Genomic DNA, 22,918 nt, shown 5'->3' with positions numbered 1-22,918 from the left:
CCCGCGTTCCCTGACCAGCAGGGAACGTGGGCCTTCGCCGTCGGCGTCACGTGCTACGGGGCCAGGGTGGCGTCCAGGGTGATCTTGATGCCGGTGAGGGCGGCCGAGACGGGGCAGCCCACCTTGGCTTCCGCGGCGATCCGCTGGAATTCGCTTTCCGAAATTCCCGGGATCCGGGCGCTGACGGTCAGGTGGCTGTCCGTGATGCCGGTGCCGGGCACGAAGGTAACATCCGCCTTGGTGTTGACCTCTTCGGGGGCGTGGCCGGCCTGGGCGAGGGCGAGGCTGAAGGCCATCGAGAAACAGGCGGAGTGCGCCGCGGCGATGAGCTCCTCGGGGCTCGTCTTACCCTGGGAGGCCTCGGTTCGGGCCCGCCAGGTGACATCGAAGTTACCGAGACCGGAGCTGTCCAGCGTCGTGTTGCCGGCGCCCGTCATCAGGTCGCCGTTCCATACAGTGTGTGCGGTGCGTGTTGCTGCCATGTCCACTCCTCAAGGTCGTTTGTCATCCCACGGATCCCGCGATCCGCCGGATGGTGCCGTGTCCTATCCTAGGGACCCGGCGCCGCCTGCGCACCGGTGTCCGCTCCTGGAGAAGCGTGACCGCGTACGGTGCCGCCCACGGAGGGCCGGCGCAGCCCGTGCCTTAACGACGACGGCGACGCACCCGCGTGGGGTGCGTCGCCGTCGTTATCGCGTGAGTGGGGTTTACTGCCAGAGGGTTGCGATGGCCACGTTCAGCAGGGCCAGGCCGCCGACGCCGTGCGCGAGGCCCTTGCCGGTGTCCGCGCCTTTCTTGTACTTGCGACGGCCAAGGAAAGCCAGCACGCCGACGGCCAGGGCAACGGCGAACTTTACGCCGAGCTTGACGTAGTCCGGATCGGCGAACCTCGGAATCGTCTGACCCAGGACTGGAATCAGTCCCATCAGGGCGATGCCGGTAAGCAGCTGCAGCATGGCGCCGTCGAACTGGCGTGGGTGGACGGTGGGCTTTTTCATCTGGCCGATCCAGATACCCACGATCATTGCTGCGCCGACGATGTGCAGGAAGACCACGATGTTATAGACGAGTTGCATGGGCCCAGTCTAGCCAGAAGGTTCTACGCACCGTAGCAGGACCCGCCACGGCTACGATGCACCTCGTCCCGGGCACAAAACGGCGACGGCGGCGCGGGTCACGGAGGGTTTCCCACCGTGCCCGCACCGCCGTCGCCGTCGGGGTTCGTGAACCCCGGCAAGCCGGAGGCTAAAGCCCCAGGTCTGCCTCGAACGAGCCCTCTTCGAGGCGCGCCCGCAGGGTCTGCAGGAAGCGTCCCGCGTCGGCGCCGTCCACCAGCCTGTGATCGTAGGTCAGGGAGAGGTACATCATCGAACGGATCGCCAGCGAGTCATCGCCGTTCTGATCGGTGACGACGACGGGCCGCTTGACGATCGCGCCGGTGCCCAGGATGGCGACATTCGGCTGGTTGATGACCGGGGTGTCGAAGAGCGCGCCCACGGAACCGATGTTGGTGATGGAGAACGTGCCGCCGGAGAGCTCGTCCGGACCGATCTTGCCCTGCCGGGTGCGCGAGGCCACGTCGGCGATTTTGCCGGCCAGGCCGGCGAGGTTCAGCTCGCCGGCGTCGGAGATTACCGGGACCAGCAGGCCCTTTTCGGTATCCACGGCAATCGCCAGGTGCTCGGCGTTGTGGTAGGTGATCTCCTGCGCTTCCTCGTTGTACTCCGCGTTGAGCTTCGGGTGCTGCTTCAGGGCCTCGGCCACTGCCTTGGCGATGAACGGCAGGAACGTCAGCTTGACGCCGTTGGTGGCGAGGAAGCCATCCTTGGCGGCGGTGCGCAGCTTCGCGATGCGCGTCATATCCACCTCGTGCACCTGGGTCAGCTGGGCGGAAACATCCAGGGACTCGCGCATGCGGCGGGCAATGACCTGGCGGATCCGCGGGGCCTTCTGCACGCTGCCACGCAGCGAGGACGGGTCAGCGGAGGGCCGGGCGGCAGGAGCAGCGGACGGACCCGCTGCGGCGGACGCAGCCGGTGCTGCTGCCGCGGGCGCCGGAGCTGCCTTGGCCTCTGCGGCCGCCAGCACGTCCTGCTTCCGAATACGGCCGCCGACGCCGGTGCCGGACAGTGTGCTGATATCTATACCCTGCTGGTTGGCCAGCTTCCGGACCAGCGGAGTGACGTAGCCGGACTCGGCCGGGACCGGTGCCTGGCTGGCCTGCGGCGCGGCCGGAGCAGTTGCCGGAGCAGCTGCTTTTGCCGGTGCAACAGGAGCTGCAGCTTCCTGCTGGGGTGCTTCCGCGGGGGCCGGAGCGGCGGGGGCTTCCTGCCGGGGGGCTTCCGGCTTGGGTTTTTCCTGCTTGGGTGCTTCCTGCTTGGGCGCTTCGGGAGCGGGAGCTGCGGCAGGGGCCGCGGCGCCGGCTCCGATCACGGCCAGTACGGCGCCGACCTCGGCCGTTTCATCCTCGCTGACGCGGATTTCCTGCAGGGTGCCCGCAACAGGGGACGGGATCTCGGTGTCAACCTTGTCGGTGGATACTTCCAGCAGCGGCTCGTCCACCTCGACGGTGTCGCCGATGCTCTTGAGCCAGCGCGTCACGGTGCCTTCGGTGACGCTCTCGCCAAGGGCAGGGAGCGTGACTTCGTGGCTTTCGCCGGCCGGCGCTGCGGTGGAGGGTGCCTCAGCTTCGGCGGACGCCTCGGCTTCGGCGGACGGCACGACGGCGGGTGCTTCGGCCGGCGCGGCAGCTTCAGGGGCTGCGGCGGCCGCAGCTTCAGGAGCCGCTGCGGCGGGTGCCTCGGCATCGGCGGACGGCACGGCGGCGGGTGCGGCAGCCGGTGCTTCCTCGGCGGCAGGGGCGGCGTCCCCCGCGGAACCGGAGCCATCGCCGATGCGGACCAGTGCGGCGCCGACCTCAGCGGTCTCGTCTTCGGCGACGAGGATTTCCTCGATCACACCGGCGATCGGAGAGGGGATCTCGGTGTCTACTTTGTCGGTGGAAACTTCGAGCAGCGGCTCGTCCACCTCCACCCGGTCACCTACCTGCTTGAGCCAGCGGGTGACGGTTCCTTCGGTGACACTCTCACCGAGGGCGGGCAAGTTAACGGTTTCAGACATGTCGTCCCCGTTCTCCTTATTGATCTTTAGTGCGGATGATTGCTGCTTTGGTCGAGCTTAGTGCACCCGGTTTTTGGGCCGGGTGCACTAAGCCCTGAAGTCTTGCGGTGGCGCGGGCGGAACTGTTAGCCGTGGAGCGGCTTGCCCGCGAACGCGAGATGGGCCTCGCCCAGTGCCTCGTTCTGGGTCGGGTGGGCGTGGAGCAGCTGGGCCACGTCCTCCGGGTAGGCTTCCCAGTTCACGATCAGCTGGGCTTCGCCGATCTGCTCGCCCATGCGGGAGCCGATCATGTGCACGCCGATCACGGGGCCGTCCTTCTGGCGGACCAGCTTGACCAGGCCGGACGTGCCCAGGATGGAGCTCTTGCCGTTGCCGGCCAGGTTGTATTCCTGGGTCAGGACCTCGTCCTCGCCGAACTTGGCCCTGGCAGCCTTTTCCGTGTAGCCGACAGTGGCGATTTCAGGCTCGGAGTAGGTGACCTTGGGGATGTTGACGTCTTCGACGACGACGGGCTTCAGGCCGGCGATTTCCTCGGCGACGAAGATGCCCTGCTGGTAGCCGCGGTGCGCGAGCTGGACGCCCGGGACAATGTCGCCCAGCGCGTAGATGTTGCCGGCGCCGGTGTGCAGGCGTTCGTTCGTGATAACGAAGCCGCGGTCAAGCGTCACGCCCGCTTCCTCATAGCCCAGATCGGCCGTGACGGGGCCGCGGCCGACAGCTACGAGCAACAGGTCAGCGTCGAAGGTCTTGCCGTCCACCAGGGTGACCTTGACGCCGTCGTCGTTCTGTTCGACACCCTGGAAGAAAATGCCGGTGGAGAATTTGATGCCGCGCTTCTTGAAGGCGCGCTCAAAGGCTTTGACGATCGTCGCGTCCTCGTTCGGGACCAGCGACGGCAGGCCTTCGATGACGGTGACGTCCACGCCGAAGGACTTCCAGACGGAAGCGAACTCGACGCCGATCACGCCGCCGCCGAGGATGATCGCGCTCTTGGGGATGTAGTCCATGGTGAGGGCTTCGTCGGAGGTGATGACCTTGCCGCCGATTTCCAGGCCCGGCAGCGTGCGGGAATAGGAGCCGGTCGCGAGGACAATGTTCTTGCCCTTGTAGGCGGTGCCGTTCACGACGACGGTGTCGGTGCCCTGGAGCTTACCCTCGCCCTCGATGACCGTGATGGCCTTCTTGCTCTTGATGAGACCCAGCAGGCCCTTGAACTTGCCGGCTATGATGCCGTCCTTGTAGGCGTTGACGGCGGTGATGTCGATGCTGTCGAGAGTGACATTGACGCCGTACTTCGCCGAGTCGCGGGCGTGGTCGGCCAGTTCTGCGGAGTGCAGCAGTGCCTTGGTGGGGATACAGCCGTTGTGCAGGCAGGTGCCGCCGAGCTTGCCCTTTTCGATCAGGCCGACGGTGAGGCCAAGCTGAACGGCACGCAGGGCAGTTGCGTAGCCGCCGCTGCCGCCGCCGAGTACCAGGATGTCGAATTCTTGCGCAGTTGCCTGATCGGCCACTAAAACGCTCCCTCGCGTGAACGATGACACGAGAGTACGCATCATCTGGTCTTGGAACTTCCTGCCGTGATTATGCCAGCCGGGAAGTTCCCTTTCATTTGTGACTACCAAAGTTCACCTTAGCGAACCACTAATACATGCTCCACCTTGCCGTGGCGATTGTGGAGCGCTTGTGTCCAGTCTCACGTGCCCTGGTGACCGGGGGATCGGAGCCCCCCGGCCACCAGTCACGCGGACGTTTCGACGCTTAGACCGTCGTGGCCAGGATGTCCTCGACGTAGGCCACGAGCGTGCGCACCGTGCAGCCGGTACCCTGCTTGTGGTTGTAGCCGTAAGGGCTGCCGGTGTTGAAGGACGGGCCGGCGATGTCGATGTGCGCCCAGGGGATCTGCTCGCCGTCCTTGCCCTTACCGACGAATTCGCGCAGGAAGACGGCGGCGGTCATCATGCCGCCGTGGCGTTCGCCGATGTTGGCGAGATCGGCTACCTGGGAATCCAGGCTGGGGCGGAGCTCCTCGGGCAGGGGCATCGGCCAGACCAGCTCGCCGGCCCGGTCCGCGGCGGCCTTGAGCGGGGCGGTGACGGCGTCGGAGCCCATGATTCCGGCGGTGCGGTTGCCCAGTGCGATCAGCTGTGCGCCGGTCAGCGTGGCGACGTCGATGATGGCGTCCGGGAATTCCTGGCTCGCGGCGACGATCCCGTCGGCCATGACCAGGCGGCCCTCAGCGTCCGTGTTCAGGACCTCGACGGTCTTGCCGCCGAAGATCGTCAGGACGTCGGCGGGGCGCTGGGCAGCACCGGAGGGCATGTTCTCCGCGATGCAGAGCCACGCGGTCGCCTTGACGGGAAGGCCCAGGCCGGCGATGGCCAGCACGGTGTTGAGGACGACGGCGGCGCCCGCCATGTCGGATTTCATGTCGCCCATACCCAGGTGCGGCTTGAGTGAGATGCCGCCGGTGTCGAAGGTGATGCCCTTACCCACGAGGGCGATCTTGGCCGTGGCCCTGGCGGGGGAGTATTCCACCTTGACCAAGCGCGGCTGGCGGGTGGAGCCCTTGCCGACGCCGAGGATGCCGCCGAAGCCTTCCTTTTCCAGGCGCTTCTCGTCCCACACGGTCACCTTGACGGGCAGGCCCTTGGCGAGTTCCTTGGCGGCTTCGGCAAAGGATTCGGGGAAGAGATGGCTCGGCGGCTGGTTGACCAGCGAGCGGGTGGCGTTGACGGCCCTGCCGATCAGGGTCGCACGGTCCAGGACGGTCTTGAGGCCCTTGTCGGAGGCGAGATCGGTGACGATCACAACGTTCTTCACCGGATCCTTCAGGCCATCCTTGGAGGTGCGGTACTCGGTGAACGCGTACGCGCCCATCGCGGCACCCTCGGCGACGGCGGCGACGTCGGCCAGGGTCGACGTCGGAAGCGCGAGCGTGACGGTGGTGACGCCGGCCAGCTGGCGGACGGTCGAGCCGGCGGCGCGGCGCAGGGCTTCCTCGGTGAGTGCCTGGTTGGCGGCGACCTTGCCCACCCCGGCGAGCACCAGGATGCCGGCTCCGACGTCGGCCAGCCCGGGCAGGCGGTGCGCCTGGTCGGCTGCCCCGGTGATGCCAAGAGCGCCCAGTGATTCCGCCAGCGCCTCGGCGGCCTTGGCCGTCAGGGGATTGCTCAGCAGGACCGGACCGTCCGTGCCCTGGCCCACGCCGATGACGAGGGCGCCGCTGGGGGACTTCTTCAAATCCCCGGCGATTGCACGAAGTGTGACTTCAGTATTCTTGACCACGAGGACAGTCCTCAATTCTCTGTGAGTTTTCGGCAGGAACTGCATGGTTGGCGCCCTGCCATGGAACCTGCGCCGCTGTTGGTCTGGGACGTAGGCTAAGTGCTTTCAAGCCGTCATAAGGCCAGCTCCGATCGTAGTCTCTCCCCGGTGCGGGTGTTCAATTGGATGAGAGCTGGAGCACACCACCGGCAGGAATGCCCCCGCGCCCCCGGACGTTGTAGCTGGTATCGGCGCAACTGGCTGAGGCGCGTGTGCTCCCGTTGGTGGCGCCTGACGGCACGACCCGGCACCTGACGGCACCACCCGCCGCGCGGGACTCCGCCCCCGCCAACCGCCGACGACGAAAGGAACATGCCGTGATGGAACGGATTTCCGGCTCTCTGCTGGACCCTGAATCGCTTTACTTGCGTGATGACGCGCTGTTCCACAGCCCGGAGCTGCGCGGGCTGAACCTCGTTATGGGATTCACCGGCTTTGCCGACGCCGGCCACGTCGTCCGGCAGATCAGCACCGAAATGCTGGATACCCTCGACGTCGAGATGATCGCCCAATTCGACGCCGACCAGCTGATCGACTACCGGACCCGGCGCCCGCAGGTCTGCTTCGTCGAGGACCACCTGCAGGACTACCAGGCGCCGAGCCTGGCGCTGTACCGGCTGGTTGACGGGCTCGGCAGCCCGTTTCTGCTCCTGTCCGGGTTCGAACCGGACCTGCAGTGGGAACGCTTCGCCCGCGCCGTCGTCGGGATTGTCCGGGAGCTGGACGTTAATCTGGTGACCTGGATCCATTCCATCCCGATGCCTGTTCCGCACACCCGCCCCGTGGGAGTGACCGTTCATGGCAACCGCCCGGACCTCATCGAGGGAATCTCGATGTGGAAGCCGACCGTCGAGGTGCCTGCCGCGGTGGGCCACATCCTTGAGCTGCGCTTGGTGGAGGCTGGCCGCAACGTCGCCGGCTATGTTATCCATGTCCCGCACTACCTTGCCGAGGCCGAATACCCGACGGCGGCCGTCGCCGGGCTGGAATACCTGGGTGCCGCGGCTTCGCTGATGCTGCCCACGGACCGGCTCCGCGAGGCAGGCCGGGAGGTCGGCCGCCAGATTGCTGAACAGATCGCCGCGTCCGAGGACGTCCAGCAGGTGGTGTCCCGGCTCGAGACGCGCTACGACGAGAAGGCCGAGGGAACGGTGCGGCGTTCGCTTCTCGCCGACGAGAACGACCAGCTGCCCAACGCGGATGCCCTCGGTGCCGCCGTGGAGGCCTACCTTGCCCGGACGGAACCCGGACAATAACTACGACTGTTCACGCGCACGGGCATAATAGGGGCGTGACTTCACCCCGCGCCTGGCTGATCTGGATCATCGGGGTCTTCGCGTACCTTGTCGCGGTCAGTCAGCGCACGTCATTTGGCGTGGTTGGGCTGGAAGCCACCGAGCGCTTCCACGCCAGCGCGGCCGAGATCTCCTTCTTCACCGTGCTGCAACTCCTCGTCTACGCCGGGCTGCAGATCCCCGTCGGCGTGCTGGTGGACCGCTTCGGTTCCCGCGCCATGATTGCCGGCGGCGCCCTGTTGATGGGCCTCGGGCAGCTCCAGCTGGCCTTCGCTGAGAACATCCCGGGAGGCGTGCTGGGCCGGGTGCTGGTGGGCGCCGGCGACGCCATGACCTTCATCGCCGTGATCCGGCTGATCCCGCTCTGGTTTGCTCCGGCCAGGGTGCCGCTGCTCACCCAGCTCACCGGGATGTCCGGGCAGCTGGGCCAGCTCTTTTCCGTGGTGCCGTTCGCGTTGATCCTGCACTCCGCCGGCTGGACTCCGGCTTTCCTCACGCTCGCTGCGATGTCCGCCCTCGCCCTCGTTCTGGTGGTGGTCCTGCTGCAGGACCTGCCGCCGGGCCAACGGCCCCCGGCACCGTCCCGGGGGCTGCGCGCCACGGGCCTTTCGCTGGCCCTCGCGTGGCAGCAGCCCGGCACCCGGCTGGGGCTGTGGAGCCACTTCACCGTCCAGTTCAGCGGCACCGTGTTCGCGATGACCTGGGGCTACCCCTTCCTGATCTCCGCCCAGGGCCTGGATAGGGCCGTGGTCTCGGCGCTGATGACGCTCTACGTCGCTTCCGCCATCGCCGCCGGCCCGCTGATGGGCAGGTTTGTGGCCAGGCATCCGCTGCGGCGGTCCACCATGGTGCTGCTGATTTCGGCGGCCACCGCCGCGGCCTGGGCCGCCGTACTCCTCATCCCCGGCCGGTCCCCGCTGTGGCTGCTGGCCGCCCTCGTGGTGGTGCTGGCCGTCGGCGGGCCGGGCTCCATGATCGGCTTCGACCTCGCCCGGACCTTCAACCCGGCCCACCGGATCGGCACCGCCACGGGGATCGTCAACGTGGGCGGTTTCATCGCCGCCCTCGTGGCCATTTTCCTGATCGGCCTGGTGCTTGACGTTCTGCACGCCACCGGCTTCTCCCAGGGTGAGCTGTACGGTATCGATCCGTTCCGGATCGCCCTGAGCGTCCAGTTTCTGCTGCTGGCGGCCGGAGCCGGCGCCATCATCGTCATCCGGCGGAAAGTGCGCCGCCAGATGGCGGCGCAGGGCGTGGTGGTGCCTCCGCTGCGCGCGGCCCTCGCCCGGCAGCGCAGGCGCAGCACGTGACCGCACCACCTGACCGGGCCACCTGACCTGGGGCGGCCTGGCCACCTGACCTGTATCGGGTGGCCCGGCCCTTGCCTCGAGGAGTTCTCCACATAGGGCAAGTCGAGCTATCGGCAAGGCACGGCCGTCGACGAAGCTGGCGTTATGACAGCTCCCGAACACCTGAAAATCACCGGCCCCGAGGACATCCTTGGCTTCATCCCGCATTCCCTGGGCTACTGGCCCGCCCGCAGTCTCGTGGCCATGACGCTGCAAGGCAAACGCCTCGGCGCCACCCTGCGGGTAGACCTGCCTGATGAAGGCGCAGGCGGCCAGGGCGGTCCGCCCGCAGCGGTCCGCTTCGCCCGCAGCGTGGCGTCCTATCTGGAGGCCGACGAGGAAGCGGACGGCTCGCTGCTGGCCTTCTTCACCGGAATGGACGGGGACGGAAGTACGTTCGCGTTGCTCTTACAAGGGCTGGAGCACGCTCTGGCGGAAGCCGGCATGCCGGTGCGGGATGCCTGGCTCATCGGTGCCGACTACTGGCGCAACGCCTACTGCAATGACCCTTCGTGTTGCGCCATGCCCGGCCGGCCGGTCGACGAGATTCGGAACAGCCGGCTCAACGCCGAGATGGTCTTCCGCGGCAGCACCGTCGGTTCTGCGCCCGGCGACCCTGTGCCGGCGCCGACGCGCCACGTTGACCCGGTGGTCCTGGCGGCCGAGGACGACTGGGCGCTGCTGTTTGCTGGACGACGGCGGGAGCGTCCACAGTTCGCCGGGGCGCTGGAAGTCTGGACGCGGGTGCTGCGGGCCCCGCCCGGGCAGGAGCTCCCTGCCGGCCTGGCCGGCTATCTGCGCGCCACCCTCTGCGTCCCGGCCTGGCGGGACGCTGTGCTGGTGATGGCGGCCGCCGGGCCGGAGGCCGCCGGTCGCGGTGCGGAAGACTTCGGCGTGTTTGACGACGGTTCCGGGCAGCGGCAGGGGCGGCCGGATCCCCTGCCGCCCCTGCCGCTGCCCCCGCTCGAGGGCTTTCCGCCGCCGGCTCGTCCGGGCGACGTTGGTGGTGCCGATGGCGGCGCGGCCGGCGGCAGCAGCACAGGGAACGAGCCGGTGGAGGTGCCCGCGTACGGGAAAGTGCTGCTGGGCCTCGCCCCGCCGGTGCCGGACTGGCCGCTGATGGGGCAGCTGGACCGGATCCTCGTCCAACTGGCGGAAGCCGGCGGCGAAGCCGGGGCTGCGGCCCTGACCGGCCGCGGCTGGATTGAGTGGTGCCGCGGCAAGGGATCCTACGCGGACGCGCTGTTCATTCTCGCCGAGGCGGAATACCCGGGATACCGGCTGGCGGAACTGCTGGCGGAACTCGTCCGGCGCGGGACGCTGTGCGGCTGGGCGGGCCGGAAAGACTCCGCCTGGCAGAAGTTCGAGGCCGACGCGGCCTGACGGCGGGCGCCTTCATGGAAGGCCAAATTATTGCCCACGCTTCGCGGCGGGGCGGCAACGATTCAGAAAATCATGAGACAATGGTTGCCGAGACCCGGTTGGGTCCGTGTATTAAGTGCTCGTAGTGAACCCCGGAAATCGGGAACATTACGGTCCTCCCGGCAGTTCTACTGAGTGGCTCTGCTGGCCGTGACTGCACCTGATGTGAAACACGGACTTGACAGGGTCATAGTGGTGTTGCCCGTATGGCGATTCCACAGACCGCTGCTAGAAAGGTTTTCTGTGACCCCGTCTTCCGCGAAGAAGGAACCCGCCGACCAGGCCGAATTGTCCGCCGAGGAAAAGAAGGCGGCAACCAACGCAAAGCGCGCCGCCACGCGTGCAGCCAACAAGGCCGTCAAGGACGCAGCCTTGGGTGAAGGTGACAACGCCGGCTCGGCAGCCGCCAGGCCTGAACCCAAGAAACGCGGGCCAAAGCCCGGCGCCAAGGCTGCGGCGCAGGCGGCCGGCAAAGCCGCCCGCGACGCCGATGACGACAACGAAGTGGACCTTGACGAGGCAGCCGCCGTCGAGATCGGCGAAGACGGCGAAGAGATTCCGGCCAAGGCCGCCGCAGCCCCCACCGGGTCCGGCTTTGTCTACTCCGATGCCGACGACGACGACGCCCCCGTGCAGCAGGTCATGTCCGCCGGCGCCACCGCGGACCCCGTCAAGGACTATCTGAAGCAGATCGGCAAGGTCGCCCTGCTGAATGCCGAGCAGGAAGTTGATCTCGCCCTGCGCATCGAGGCGGGCCTGTTCGCCGAAGAGAAGATCAATGCCGACGACGGGAGCATGGATCCGAAGCTCAAACGCGAGCTCGAGTTCGTCATCCACGACGGCAAACGCGCCAAGAACCACCTGCTCGAGGCCAACCTCCGCCTCGTGGTGTCGCTGGCCAAGCGTTACACCGGCCGCGGCATGCTGTTCCTGGACCTGATCCAGGAAGGCAACCTGGGCCTGATCCGTGCGGTCGAGAAGTTCGACTACACCAAGGGCTTCAAGTTCTCCACCTACGCCACCTGGTGGATCCGCCAGGCGATTACCCGCGCCATGGCCGACCAGGCCCGGACCATCCGTATCCCGGTGCACATGGTGGAAGTCATTAACAAGCTGGCCCGCGTGCAGCGCCAGATGCTGCAGGACCTTGGCCGCGAACCGACCCCGGAAGAGCTGGCCCTCGAGCTGGACATGACGCCGGAGAAGGTCGTCGAGGTCCAGAAGTACGGACGCGAGCCGATCTCCCTGCACACACCGCTGGGCGAGGACGGCGACTCCGAATTCGGGGACCTCATCGAGGACTCCGAAGCCGTGGTCCCGGCCGATGCCGTGAGCTTCACGCTCCTGCAGGAACAGCTGCACTCGGTGCTGGACACGCTCTCCGAGCGCGAAGCGGGTGTTGTGGCGATGCGGTTCGGCCTGACCGACGGACAGCCGAAGACTTTAGACGAAATCGGCAAGGTCTACGGCGTGACGCGTGAGCGGATCCGCCAGATCGAATCCAAGACCATGTCCAAGCTGCGGCACCCGTCGCGCTCACAGGTCCTGCGCGACTACCTGGACTAAGCCGGGACTAATCGCCCGGACTAACCCAACGCGGGGTCACATCCCGCCCATGATCTTCGGATGAATGGGCGCGAAGTGACCCCGCGTTGTTGGTTTCAGGGGCGCCGGGTTAAAAACCAGGGCCCCTCCGGAAGGGAGGGGCCCTGGACTGCTTGGTTTCAGGTCAGCTGGGCTGAACGCGAATGGTCTAGTCGACCGGAACCGGTGTCTTTTCCTGAAGACGGCTGGTCTCGTCGTGCCAGTCTGAGCTGAGCGGCCTCAGCGTCGGTTCCACGGCGCGGGCGTGGTGGCCGCAGAAGAGAAGCTCACCTCCGGAAGCGCCGAGAACAACCCGGACATATGCCTGTGCTCCGCAACGATCGCACCGGTCAACGGTGGTGAGTGTGCGGTCCGCAACTGCTGTTGTCATGTTCGGCCTCCTTGGTAGATCGGTATACCTATATAACCAGCATTCGGAGCCAAACCATCGCAAGTTTGCCCGACTTTCGCTGTACGCGTATCACGTCTGTATAACGGGTTTCGTGGCCTCCGGGGGCAGGGGAGTGGCAACCCCGAAGGGCGCCGCGCGGCGACTACCCTAGGAGGGGCGCCAAGACGCCCTGCGCGTCCATCCTGACCGTCCCGTTCCTGAAGGAGTTGCCGACCTGTGGCACCAAGTTCTGACTACACCGCCCGGCATCTCTCTGTGCTGGAAGGCCTCGAGGCCGTCCGCAAGCGCCCGGGCATGTACATCGGCTCCACAGACTCACGCGGGCTCATGCACTGCCTGTGGGAGATCATCGACAACTCGGTGGACGAGGCCCTGGCCGGTTTCGGCCACGACATCAGGATCATCCTGCACTCGGATAATTCCGTCGAGATCCACGACGACGGCCGCGGCGTGCCGGTGGACATGGAACCGAAAACCGGGCTGAGCGGCGTCGAAGTTGTTTTTACCAAGCTGCACGCCGGCGGCAAGTTCGGCGGCGGCTCCTACACTGCCTCGGGCGGCCTGCACGGCGTCGGCGCGTCGGTGGTCAACGCGTTGTCCGCGCGCCTGGACGTGGAAGTGGACCGCGGCAGCAAGACCTACAAGATGTCCTTCCGCCGGGGCGAGCCGGGCCGTTTCAAGGACACCGGCACCAAGCCGGACCCGGCCTCCGTGTTCGAGCCCTTCGTCGACGGCTCCGTGCTTGACGTCATCGGCAAGGCCAAGCGCGGCGTCACGGGCACCCGGATCCGCTACTGGGCGGACCGGCAGATCTTCACCCCGGACGCCAAATTCTCCTACGACGAACTCGCCGCCCGCGCGCGGCAGACCTCCTTCCTGGTCCCCGGACTCAGGCTGACGGTCCGGGACGACCGCCGGGTTGCCGGCACACCTGGCGAGGCCGGTCCGCACGAAGAGGTGTTCCACCACGACGGCGGCATCTCCGAGTTCGTCGAGTTCCTCGCCGCCGATCCGGGCGTCACGGATATCTGGCGGCTGCATGGGGCCGGCAAATTCAAGGAAACCGTCCCGGTCATCGACGATAAAGGCCACAGCCAGCTGGCGGAGGTGGAGCGTGACTGCGAGGTCGACGTCGCCCTGCGCTGGGGCATCGGATACGACAGCACGGTGCGCAGCTTCGTGAACATCATTTCGACCCCCAAGGGCGGCACCCACCAGTCCGGTTTCGAACAGGCGCTGCTCAAGACGTTCCGTAAGGCGGTCGAGGCGAACGCCCGCAAACTCAAGGCCGGCAGCGACAAGATCGAAAAGGACGACATCTTCGCCGGGCTCACCGCGGTCCTCACGGTCCGCCTGGCCGAGCCCCAGTTCGAGGGCCAGACCAAGGAAATCCTCGGCACCTCGGCCGTCCGCGCGATCGTGGCCAAGGTGGTGGAGCAGGAAATCAACGCCAAACTGACCTCCGCGAACCGCAACGACAAGGCCCAGTCGGCTCTGCTGCTGGAAAAGGTCGTCAGCGAGATGAAGTCCCGCATTTCGGCCCGGGTGCACAAGGAGACTCAGCGCCGCAAGAATGCGCTGGAGACCTCGTCGATGCCCACCAAGCTTGCGGACTGCCGCACGGACGACGTCGCGCGGTCCGAGCTGTTCATCGTCGAAGGTGACTCCGCGCTGGGCACCGCCAAGCTTGCGCGGTCCTCCGACTTCCAGGCGCTGCTGCCTATCCGCGGCAAGATCCTCAACGTCCAAAAAGCCTCGGTGGGCGACATGCTCTCCAACGCCGAATGTGCCGCCCTCATCCAGGTGGTGGGCGCGGGTTCCGGCCGGAGCTTCGACATCGGGGCCGCCCGCTACGGCAAAGTTATCCTCATGACCGACGCCGACGTCGACGGCGCCCACATCCGGACGCTGCTCCTGACGCTGTTCTTCCGCTACATGCGCCCGATGATCGACGGGGGCCGTGTCTTTGCCGCCGTCCCGCCGCTGCACCGGGTGGAGGTCATCAACGCCGGGCAGAAGGCCAACGAGATGATTTACACGTACTCCGAGGCGGAGCTTCACGTGCTGCTGGCCAGGCTCGCCAAAGAAGGCAAGCGCTACAAGGAACCAATCCAGCGGTACAAGGGCCTGGGTGAGATGGACGCGGAGCAGTTGGCCGAGACCACGATGGACCCGCGGCACCGGACGCTGCGTAAGGTCCGGATTGAAAACGCCAAGCAGGCCGAGGACACCTTCGACCTGCTGATGGGCTCCGACGTCGCGCCGCGCAAGGACTTCATCATTGCCGGCGCCGCAGGCCTGGACCGGGAGCGGATCGACGCCTGACCGGGCCGGTTCATTCCTGACGGGGCCGGTTCATTCCTGACCGGGCAGGTTCACGCCTGGCCGGGCTGGTACCTCTCAGCCGAGCAGCCCGGGAACGATCAACAGCGCCGTCGGCACGGCCAGGAGCAGCAGGCAGGTCGCCAGTACAACCAGCCGCAGCGGCTCCGGCAGAGGAGGCTGCGGGGAGAGCAGGCGGCTGACCCGGGAGGCTGTGGTGCGCGCCGAGCCGGACCCGCCGGTGGCACCTGGCTGGCCGGGATCGTCACCGGACGGTTCGTCCTCGCCGAACGCCATCCGTCCGGCCAGGGCACCGGAGGAGCCGCTGGCCACGATCGCGATGGCCCTGATCAGGGTGGACTTGCTCTCCGTCTTCAGCGCGACGTCGTCCGCGAGCATTTCAATCAGCGAGTTGACCGCATCCTGCGCCAGCCGGGTGGTTGGCAGCCACGGCAGCGCCTGGCGCCAGGCCGCGAAGGCCCAGAGCAGGAGATGGTGGCGCTGGCTCAGGTGTGCGTTCTCGTGGATCAGCACTGCCCGGAGCTCGGCGGGTTCCAGCGCGGCCAGGAGCCCGTCGGAGAGGACCGTAACGGAGCGCGCGCCGCCCGGCAGACAATATGCCACGGGAGACTCGAGGTTGAGCACCATGGTCCGGGGGCCGTCAGCGGACGGGGAGGCGAGCAGTTCCAGAAGTTCCCGGTGCCGCCGCCGCTGCCGCTGGATCTTGTAATAGGTTAACAGCAACGTGAACACGAGGTGCGCCGTCAGGAGTGCCGCGGCGGAAAGTGCAAAGACGTGCCAGAAACCGAGGGCTGTGGTGGGCTCATTCCGCAACACCATGCCGGCAAGGGCTCCGAGCCCGGCCAGCAGGTTGCCACCGATCGGCTCCAGCCCGTAGACAAGCATGGCGCCGATCATGGACAGCCCTCCCGCCAGGGCGATGGCCTGCCAGAGCAGCATTGCGGTGAAGGGGGAACGGGCCGGCCAGCGGGCACGGGACAGGACAATAGGGACCGGCCAAGCCAGCGCTATCGCCAGGACCGCCAGAAACCATGAGGTCCAGAACATCGGGCGCTAGCTGAGGCCCAGCAGTTTGCGCAGCGTCTCGGCTTCGGTGTCGGTGACGGAACCAATAAACCGTGCCAGTACGGCGTCGCGGTCCGGGGCGGATCCGAGCACCTCGTGCATCAGTTCCGCGGTGTGCTCCTCGCGGCTGGAGACGGACTGGTAACGGTGCGGCCGGGTTCCGCGTTCGCGCTCCACCAACCCCTTACGCTCCAGGCGGGACAGCACGGTAAGCACCGTGGTGACTGCGAGTTCTTTGCCCTCATGGCCGGCGGTGCCATCCGCGGGGCGGGTAGTCCGGGCCAGCAGGTCCCGCAGGGTGTTGGCCGTTGCAGCCTCCTGGCCCGCCCAGAGCAGATCCATCACTGCCCGTTCCAGTTCACCAAGGCTAGCCATTCCATACGTCCTTCTTGAGGGCCGCCCGGCTCACCTGTTGTGCCGGATGGTGTGTGAATACTTCAACTCCAAATTTACCGCGTTTTGCACATATTTTCTACATGAGGTAGAACAAGCCGACTGCGGCGCGTTGCGGCGCCTCAATTTCAGGCCGTGTACCGCCGTGCACCACCGTGCGGCGCTGGGTGCGGGGAGCCGTTGATTTGTTCTACACTCTGTAGAAGTAGTGTTTCTACGTAGCGTAGAAATTACTCGCCCAGCCAACAGCCAGCCAACAGTAGGGACTGCCTTGGACGCCTTGGAAATCGCACGGTGGCAATTCGGAATCACCACCGTCTATCACTTCATGATGGTGCCGCTCACAATAGGCCTTGGCCTGGTGGTAGCCGTGATCCAGACGCTCTGGCACCGCACCGGCAAGCCGGAGTACCTCCGGATGACCAAGTTCTGGGGCAAGCTGTTCCTGATTAACTTCATCATGGGCGTCGCCACCGGAATCGTGCAGGAGTTCCAGTTCGGCATGGCCTGGAGCGAGTACAGCCGCTTCGTCGGTGACGTGTTCGGGGCGCCGCTGGCCATGGAGGCCCTCCTCGCCTTTTTCGTGGAATCCACCTTCCTGGGCCTCTGGATCTTCGGCTGGAAACAGCTCAAGCCCGGCGTCCACTTGGCCTGCCTCTGGATAGCCGTCGTAGGCTCCGTGTTCTCCGCCTACTTCATCATCGTGGCCAACAGCTGGATGCAGCACCCTGTCGGCGTCGAGATGATAGACGGCCGGCCGGTCATGACCGATGCCTGGGCCGTCTTCACCAACAACACCGCCCTCGTCGCCGTCCCGCACACCCTCTTCGGCGCCCTCGCCGTCGCCGGGTCCTTCCTGCTGGGAATCGCCTGGTACCACCTCTGGCGGCGGCGCCACGACGGCATCGACACCGTCGGCCCCGACGGTAAGGTCATCCCCGGCGAGTCAGCTACGCCGGGCCGGGACCGGACCGACCACGCCGTCTGGATCCGCTCGCTGCGGATCGGCGCCGTCGTCGCGATGATCTCCTTCGCCGGCACCGCCGTCACAGGAGACCTGCAGGGCAAACTCATGTTCGAACAGCAGCCCATGAAGATGGCCGCCGCCGAGGCAGCCTGCCACGACGGCACCGGCTTCTCCATCCTCAGCATCGGCAACATCGGGTCCAGGAACTGCGACGACGTAGTGGCCGTGATCGAGGTACCCGGCATCCTGTCCTTTCTGGCCAAAGGCGACTTCACCACCGAGGTCAAAGGCGTGAACAGCCTGCTGGACCAGTACAAGGCAGACTACGGAACCCACTTGCCGGACAACCCGATCTACGGTGACCGGGCAGGCCAGGAAATCCAGTACGTCCCCGTGATGGAAGTTACCTATTGGGGATTCCGGATGATGATCGGCTTCGGCGGAATCGCGGCGTTCGCCTCGCTCGTGGCGCTGTGGCTCACCCGCAAGGGAACAGTCCCGGCCTCCCGCGGACTCATGCGGCTGGCCGTGGTCGGCATCATGGCCCCGTTCGGGGCTAACGCAGCCGGCTGGATCTTCACCGAAATGGGCCGGCAGCCGTTCGTCGTCGCGCCGAACCCGGATCCCAGCGGAATCGACCAGGTCTTTATGTTCACCGCAGCGGCCGTCTCCCCGGGCGTCTCGGCCGGCGAGCTGCTCACCTCCCTCGTGGTGCTGACCGCCGTGTACGCCGTGCTCCTGGTGGTCGAGGTCAAGCTGCTGGTCACTTACATCAGGGGAGGCGTCGTCTCGGCCATGCCTGAACTCGTGCACGCCCCCGCCGGCGAAAACGAGGACGGTGGTCCCGGCAAGCCCGGGGCCGACGATGTCCTGGCCTTCGCCTACTGACGCCCGCCTACTGACGCCCGCCTACTGACGCCCGCCTACTGACGCACCCCGCAAGCGTTCTCCAGCAAGCGCACCCCGCAAGCGTTCGCCAGCAAGCGCACCCCGCAAGCGCACCCCGCAAGCGTTCGCCAGCAAGCGTTCGCCAGCAAACGCACCCAGGAACGTACCCACGAGACAGAGGATATTGAGCATGGAACTGCTACCGACCATCTGGTTCATCGCCATCGCAGTGCTCTGGACGGGCTATCTCTTTCTCGAGGGCTTTGACCTGGGCGTCGGCATGCTCATGAAGGGATTCGCCCGGAACAACAAGGAGCGCCGCGTCCTGCTCAACACGATCGGCCCGGTCTGGGACGGCAACGAAGTCTGGCTCCTGACCGCCGGCGGAGCCACCTTTGCGGCCTTCCCGCTCTGGTACGCCTCCCTGTTCTCCGCCCTGTACCTGCCGCTGCTGCTGGTCCTCGTGGCCCTCATCTTCCGCGCCGTCGCCTTCGAATACCGCGGCAAGGTGGACAATCCGCAGTGGCGGGCCCGCTGGGACTGGGCTATCTCCCTTGGCTCCCTCGTCGCGGCCTTCGGCATCGGGGCCGCCCTGGCGCTCACCACGACGGGACTGCCGCTGAACGCCAACGGTGACCGCGAAGGCGGACCGTTCGCGTGGTTCAGCGCCTACGCGGTGCTCGGCGGTCTCGCCGTCGTCGGCTTCTCGCTCCTGCACGGCCTCGCTTTCCTGGCCCTGAAGACCGACGGCGATATCCGGCACCGGGCGCGCCGGTGGTTCGTCCGGCTCCTGCCCGTGCTCCTGCTGCCGATCGCCGGCTGGGCGGTGAGCCTGCAGCTGCTCAGCGGCGAGACGTGGACCGTGGTGGCCGTCGTGGCCGCCGTCGCAGCCGCGGTCCTGGCCTGGATCTTCGCCCGCACGGGTGCCGAAGGCCGCGCGTTCCTGTCCCTGGGCGCTTTCCTGCTGCTCGGCAGCGCCTCGATCTTCGGCGCCGCGTTCCCGGTGGTGCTGCCGTCCACGCTGAACCCGGACTTCAACCTGACCATCTCCAACGCCTCCTCCTCGGACTACACCCTGGGGCTGATGAGCATCGTCGCCTGCATCGGGCTGCCGCTGGTCCTCGCCTACCAGGGGTGGACGTACTGGGTGTTCCGGCGCCGGGTGAGCGATGCGCACATCCCCGAGGCCCACAGCTTCCTCCCCGCGATCGCCGCCAAAGTCCTGGCGCCCAAGGATTAGCAGCCGATGAGACCGCAATTCCCCACGGGCCCCGCCAACCGCGCCGCTCTCTACCTGCTGGGCCTCCTCGCGGCACTGAAAGCCCTGTCCCTCGTGCTGATGGGGCAGGCCGTCGCGTCCATGCTTGCGGGTCTTATGGCCGGTGACCCTGCCTGGGGCGGGCAGCTGTACTGGGGAGTCGCGGGGGTAGCCCTGCGGTCCCTGACGGTCTGGGCACAGGCCGTGGCGTCGTGCCGGGCCGCTCTGGGAGTCAAAGAGGAACTGCGCTCACGGCTGCTGGAGCGTGCCCTGCGCAACGGTACCCGCTCCGCCGGCCCCTCCGACGGCGGCCTCGCCATCCTGGCGACCCGGGGACTCGACGCCCTGGACAACTACTACACCCAGTTCCTGCCCGCCCTGGTGAACTGCGCGGCGATCCCGTTGCTGCTGGGCGCGCGGATCCTGTTCGCGGACTGGATCAGCGCCGTCGTGATTGTGCTGACCGTGCCGCTGGTGCCGCTCTTTATGATCCTGATCGGGCGCTACACCGATGACCGGGTCAGGGAAGCCCAATCGGCGCTGTCCCGGTTGTCCGGCCACATGCTGGAGCTCGCGAAGGGCCTCCCCGTCCTGGTGGGCCTGGGCCGCGCCACCGCGCAGCGCAAAGCCCTCGAGGATATTTCGGACGAATACCGGACCCGGACCATGGGCACGCTGCGCACCGCGTTCCTCTCGGCCCTTGCCCTGGAGCTCATCGCCACCCTTTCCGTCGCCATCGTCGCGGTGTTCATCGGCGTCCGGCTGGTCCACGGCGACATGGCATTGGAAGCTGGGCTGCTGGCGCTGATCCTGGCCCCCGACTGCTACCTCCCCCTCCGGGAACTGGGCACCGCACACCACGCCAGCGACGAGGGCCGTGCCGCGCTCGCCGAAACCACCGCCATCCTTGAGGCTCCTGAGGCCGCCCCGCTGCTTCCTGTGGCTGCCGCCGCCCCCGGGCCGGCCACGGTGAGGGCAGGGCCGCCAGCCGTCACCGTGGCCGGACTGACCGTCCGCTACGCCGGCCGGGCCGGGACGGGCGTGGGGCCGCTGAGCTTCACCGCCGCCCCGGGCCGCATCACGGCGCTGGCCGGGCCCAGCGGCGCCGGCAAGAGCACCGTCCTCGGCGTTCTGGCCCGCACCATCGGGACGGGGAACGGGACAGTCACCACCGGACGCCTCGAAGGATTCACGACGGCGGACCTCGCCTGGGTGCCGCAGCACCCCGTGATGGTCGCCCCGACAGTGCTGGACGAGCTCCGGCTGTATCTGGGAGCTGCAGCGGGCGGGGCGACCGACGAATCAGCCCTGCGCTGCCTGGCAGCCTGCGCCGCGGAGCACCTCGCCGCGAAGCATCCGGCCGAACTCAGCCCCGGGGAGCTGCGCCGCGTGGCGCTGGCCCGGGGCCTGGCCCGGATCGAGGCCGGAGCCACCGTGCTGCTGCTCGACGAACCCACCGCCCACCTGGACCGCGACTCCGCCACCGTCGTCAGCCGCGCCATCGCCGCACTGCGCGGAAAGGTCACGGTATTGCTCGTGGCGCACGACCGGCAGACCCGCGAACTCGCGGACGAACTGGTGACGGTGGCCGTCGGCGCCACAGCACCGCCGGACACCGTATATACGGCCGCGGAGTCCTTTGCGGCAGCCTCCGCAGCGTCCTCCACGGCAGCCAGCCTGACGCCACCAGCCGTGGCAGCCGGCACCCGGGAGCCACAGCCCTCTACCGGCGCGGCCCGCGGTTCAACGGCAGCCGGGCTCCGCCGGCTGCTGGCCCCCGTCGCGGGCAGGTTCGCCGCCGCTGGCGCCGTCGGCGCGCTGGCGGCCCTCTTCGCCGTCTCCCTGGCCGGGCTCTCCGGCTGGCTCATCATCCGCGCCAGCGAGCAGCCGCCCATCCTCTACCTGCTCACTGCGATTGTGGGTGTGCGCTTCTTCGGCGTCGGACGGGCCGCCCTGCGCTACCTCGAACGGCTCCTGCTCCACGATGCCGTGTTCGCCGCCCTGACCAGGCTCCGCGGCCGGCTCTGGGAGTCGCTGAGCCACCGCGCACTTTCGCTGCGGCGGCTCCTGCAGGGCGGCAACGTCCTGGGCACCGTGGTGGACGACGTCGACACCGTGCGGGAACTGCTGCCCCGCGTGGTGCTGCCGCCGCTGACCGCCGTAGCCGTCGCGGCCGCCGCCATCACCGGCATCGGGCTGCTGCTGCCGGCCGCGCTGCCGGCCGTGATCGCGGCCGCACTGCTGAGCCTCGTGGCCGCCCCGGGCCTGGCACTGGCGGCGGACCGGATGTCCGCCGGCACCGAGCAGCGGCTGCGCTCCGGCGTCCTCCGCCAGGTCGCGGCCGCGCTGGACGCCCGAGCCGAACTCCACGCCAACGGCGTCGCCGCCCCGGTGCTCGCGGCGATCACCCGGGCCGACCGTTCCGCGACGGCGGCCTCCCAGCGGTCCGCGTGGGCCGAAGGACTTGGCCAGGGGCTGACCGTGCTGGCCTGCGGGGCCGCTGCACTGGCCAGCGCCGTGCTGGCCGCGCCCCTGGCCCTCAGCGGAGCCGTGGAGCCGGCGACCGTCGCCGTCGTTGTGCTGCTGCAGCTCGCGCTCATGGAGCCGTACGCGGCGATGGCGACGGCGGTCCGGCAGTACCCGGCGCTGCGCGCCGTGCTGCGGCGTATCGGCGAAGCCGGTGTCCTGGCCGGCACCGAAGATTACGGCGGTCTTGTCCCGGTGGCAGGGAGGCCGGGCGGCAAACCCGGGATTGAACTCCAGGATCTTGCGGCCGCCTGGCCCGGCGGTCCGCCGGTCTTTACCGGGTTGTCCGCCGCCGCCGAACCCGGGCGCTGGCTCGCGGTCACCGGAGCCTCCGGGTCCGGCAAATCAACCCTGCTCGCCGTGATCCTGGGCTTCCTCCCGGCCGCACGCGGGCAGATCCTGCTCGGCGGGCGGGCGGCGTGGTGCCCGCAGGAGGCGCACCTCTTCGACTCGACCATCCGCGGCAACCTGCTGCTGGGTCGTCCGGAAGGCCAACGCGGGGCAGAACACGGGGCAGACCACGCGGGAGTAAACGGGGCAGAGGCGGAGCAGTCATTGCAGGATGCCCTGGCCGCGGTGGGCCTCGGGCCGCTGATCGGGCGGCTGGAGCACGGGCTGGACACCCGGATCGGCCCGGGCGGGGCATTCCTCAGCGGCGGCGAACGGCAGCGCCTTGCCGTTGCCCGCACGCTGCTGACCGGCGCGGACGTGATCCTGCTGGACGAACCCACGGCCCATCTGGACGCGGAGTCCGGCCGCGCAATGCTGGCCGAGCTGCGGCACGGCCTGCGGAACCGCACCGTTGTTCTTGTGACCCACAACCCGGCGGACATCGCGGTGGCGGATAGCCGGCTGGACCTGGACCGCGCGGCGGCCGCGCGCACGGCGGCGGCACCGGCACCGGCAACGGAGCCAACGCGGGAGGCACCGCGGATGCTGGTTCGGGGGTCGGCCGGACGTTAGCCTGTTGCC

Annotated in this window: 16 protein-coding genes; 8 read left to right on the top strand and 8 right to left on the bottom strand. The window is 67.8% G+C overall.

The window, feature by feature from the left end:
* Positions 1-53: 53 nt before the first annotated feature.
* The 5 genes from RCH07_RS06480 to RCH07_RS06460 all read right to left on the bottom strand — a co-directional run bounded on the left by RCH07_RS06480 (position 54) and on the right by RCH07_RS06460 (position 6,405).
* Positions 54-482, bottom strand: coding sequence for an OsmC family protein (locus RCH07_RS06480; RefSeq protein WP_326966654.1), 429 nt, complete (start codon positions 480-482; stop codon positions 54-56).
* Positions 483-707: 225 nt separating this feature from the next.
* Positions 708-1,076 carry a hypothetical protein gene (locus tag RCH07_RS06475; RefSeq protein ID WP_326966653.1) on the bottom strand — a complete coding sequence of 123 codons (369 nt, stop codon included), beginning with the start codon at positions 1,074-1,076 and terminating at the stop codon, positions 708-710.
* A 169-nt stretch (positions 1,077-1,245) separates the two neighbouring features.
* On the bottom strand, positions 1,246-3,120 hold the full coding sequence (gene sucB, locus RCH07_RS06470) for a 2-oxoglutarate dehydrogenase, E2 component, dihydrolipoamide succinyltransferase (RefSeq protein WP_326966652.1): 1,875 nt from the start codon (positions 3,118-3,120) through the stop codon (positions 1,246-1,248).
* Positions 3,121-3,245: 125 nt separating this feature from the next.
* Positions 3,246-4,631 carry a dihydrolipoyl dehydrogenase gene (gene lpdA, locus RCH07_RS06465; protein WP_326966651.1) on the bottom strand — a complete coding sequence of 462 codons (1,386 nt, stop codon included), beginning with the start codon at positions 4,629-4,631 and terminating at the stop codon, positions 3,246-3,248.
* 247 nt (positions 4,632-4,878) lie between these two features.
* Complete coding sequence (locus RCH07_RS06460) at positions 4,879-6,405, bottom strand: leucyl aminopeptidase (RefSeq protein WP_326966650.1); 1,527 nt, start codon at positions 6,403-6,405, stop codon at positions 4,879-4,881.
* Between the two features lie 356 nt (positions 6,406-6,761).
* On the opposite strand from RCH07_RS06460, the gene RCH07_RS06455 reads away from it, so the two are divergent.
* The 4 genes from RCH07_RS06455 (at position 6,762) to RCH07_RS06440 (ending at position 12,076) form a co-directional block, all read left to right on the top strand.
* Positions 6,762-7,700: a proteasome assembly chaperone family protein gene (locus RCH07_RS06455; protein ID WP_326966649.1), complete on the top strand. Its 939-nt coding sequence runs from the start codon at positions 6,762-6,764 to the stop codon at positions 7,698-7,700.
* Between the two features lie 35 nt (positions 7,701-7,735).
* Positions 7,736-9,049: an MFS transporter gene (locus tag RCH07_RS06450; RefSeq protein WP_326966648.1), complete on the top strand. Its 1,314-nt coding sequence runs from the start codon at positions 7,736-7,738 to the stop codon at positions 9,047-9,049.
* 144 nt (positions 9,050-9,193) lie between these two features.
* Positions 9,194-10,471, top strand: a complete 1,278-nt coding sequence (locus RCH07_RS06445) for a DUF4192 family protein (RefSeq protein WP_326966647.1) — start codon at positions 9,194-9,196, stop codon at positions 10,469-10,471.
* A 282-nt stretch (positions 10,472-10,753) separates the two neighbouring features.
* The gene (locus RCH07_RS06440) at positions 10,754-12,076 is read left to right on the top strand and encodes an RNA polymerase sigma factor (protein WP_326966646.1); all 1,323 of its coding nucleotides are present in this window, start codon (positions 10,754-10,756) and stop codon (positions 12,074-12,076) included.
* Between the two features lie 187 nt (positions 12,077-12,263).
* Here the strand turns inward: RCH07_RS06440 and RCH07_RS06435 are convergent, their stop codons facing one another.
* Positions 12,264-12,485, bottom strand: a complete 222-nt coding sequence (locus RCH07_RS06435; protein ID WP_326966645.1) for a DUF7455 domain-containing protein — start codon at positions 12,483-12,485, stop codon at positions 12,264-12,266.
* A gap of 237 nt (positions 12,486-12,722) precedes the next feature.
* Between RCH07_RS06435 and RCH07_RS06430 the strand changes: the two genes are divergently transcribed.
* A complete protein-coding gene (locus tag RCH07_RS06430; RefSeq protein ID WP_326966644.1) occupies positions 12,723-14,831 on the top strand; it encodes a DNA gyrase/topoisomerase IV subunit B in 2,109 nt (702 codons plus the stop codon).
* Between the two features lie 75 nt (positions 14,832-14,906).
* Here the strand turns inward: RCH07_RS06430 and RCH07_RS06425 are convergent, their stop codons facing one another.
* Positions 14,907-15,896 carry a M56 family metallopeptidase gene (locus RCH07_RS06425; protein WP_326966643.1) on the bottom strand — a complete coding sequence of 330 codons (990 nt, stop codon included), beginning with the start codon at positions 15,894-15,896 and terminating at the stop codon, positions 14,907-14,909.
* Between the two features lie 6 nt (positions 15,897-15,902).
* Entirely contained in the window at positions 15,903-16,289 is a 387-nt protein-coding gene (locus RCH07_RS06420) for a BlaI/MecI/CopY family transcriptional regulator (RefSeq protein ID WP_326966642.1), read from the bottom strand.
* A 289-nt stretch (positions 16,290-16,578) separates the two neighbouring features.
* Between RCH07_RS06420 and RCH07_RS06415 the strand changes: the two genes are divergently transcribed.
* The 3 genes from RCH07_RS06415 (at position 16,579) to cydD (ending at position 22,909) form a co-directional block, all read left to right on the top strand.
* Positions 16,579-18,162, top strand: coding sequence for a cytochrome ubiquinol oxidase subunit I (locus RCH07_RS06415; protein ID WP_326966641.1), 1,584 nt, complete (start codon positions 16,579-16,581; stop codon positions 18,160-18,162).
* A gap of 190 nt (positions 18,163-18,352) precedes the next feature.
* The gene (gene cydB, locus RCH07_RS06410; RefSeq protein ID WP_326966640.1) at positions 18,353-19,402 is read left to right on the top strand and encodes a cytochrome d ubiquinol oxidase subunit II; all 1,050 of its coding nucleotides are present in this window, start codon (positions 18,353-18,355) and stop codon (positions 19,400-19,402) included.
* Positions 19,403-19,408: 6 nt separating this feature from the next.
* Complete coding sequence (gene cydD / locus RCH07_RS06405; protein ID WP_326966639.1) at positions 19,409-22,909, top strand: thiol reductant ABC exporter subunit CydD; 3,501 nt, start codon at positions 19,409-19,411, stop codon at positions 22,907-22,909.
* Positions 22,910-22,918: the final 9 nt, after the last annotated feature.

It is taken from the genome of Arthrobacter sp. CG_A4, from assembly GCF_035985125.1.
Taxonomy (GTDB): Bacteria; Actinomycetota; Actinomycetes; order Actinomycetales; family Micrococcaceae; genus Arthrobacter.
The sequence above is the reverse complement of the archived record's forward strand: the minus strand, read 5'-3'. Positions and strand labels throughout refer to the sequence as shown.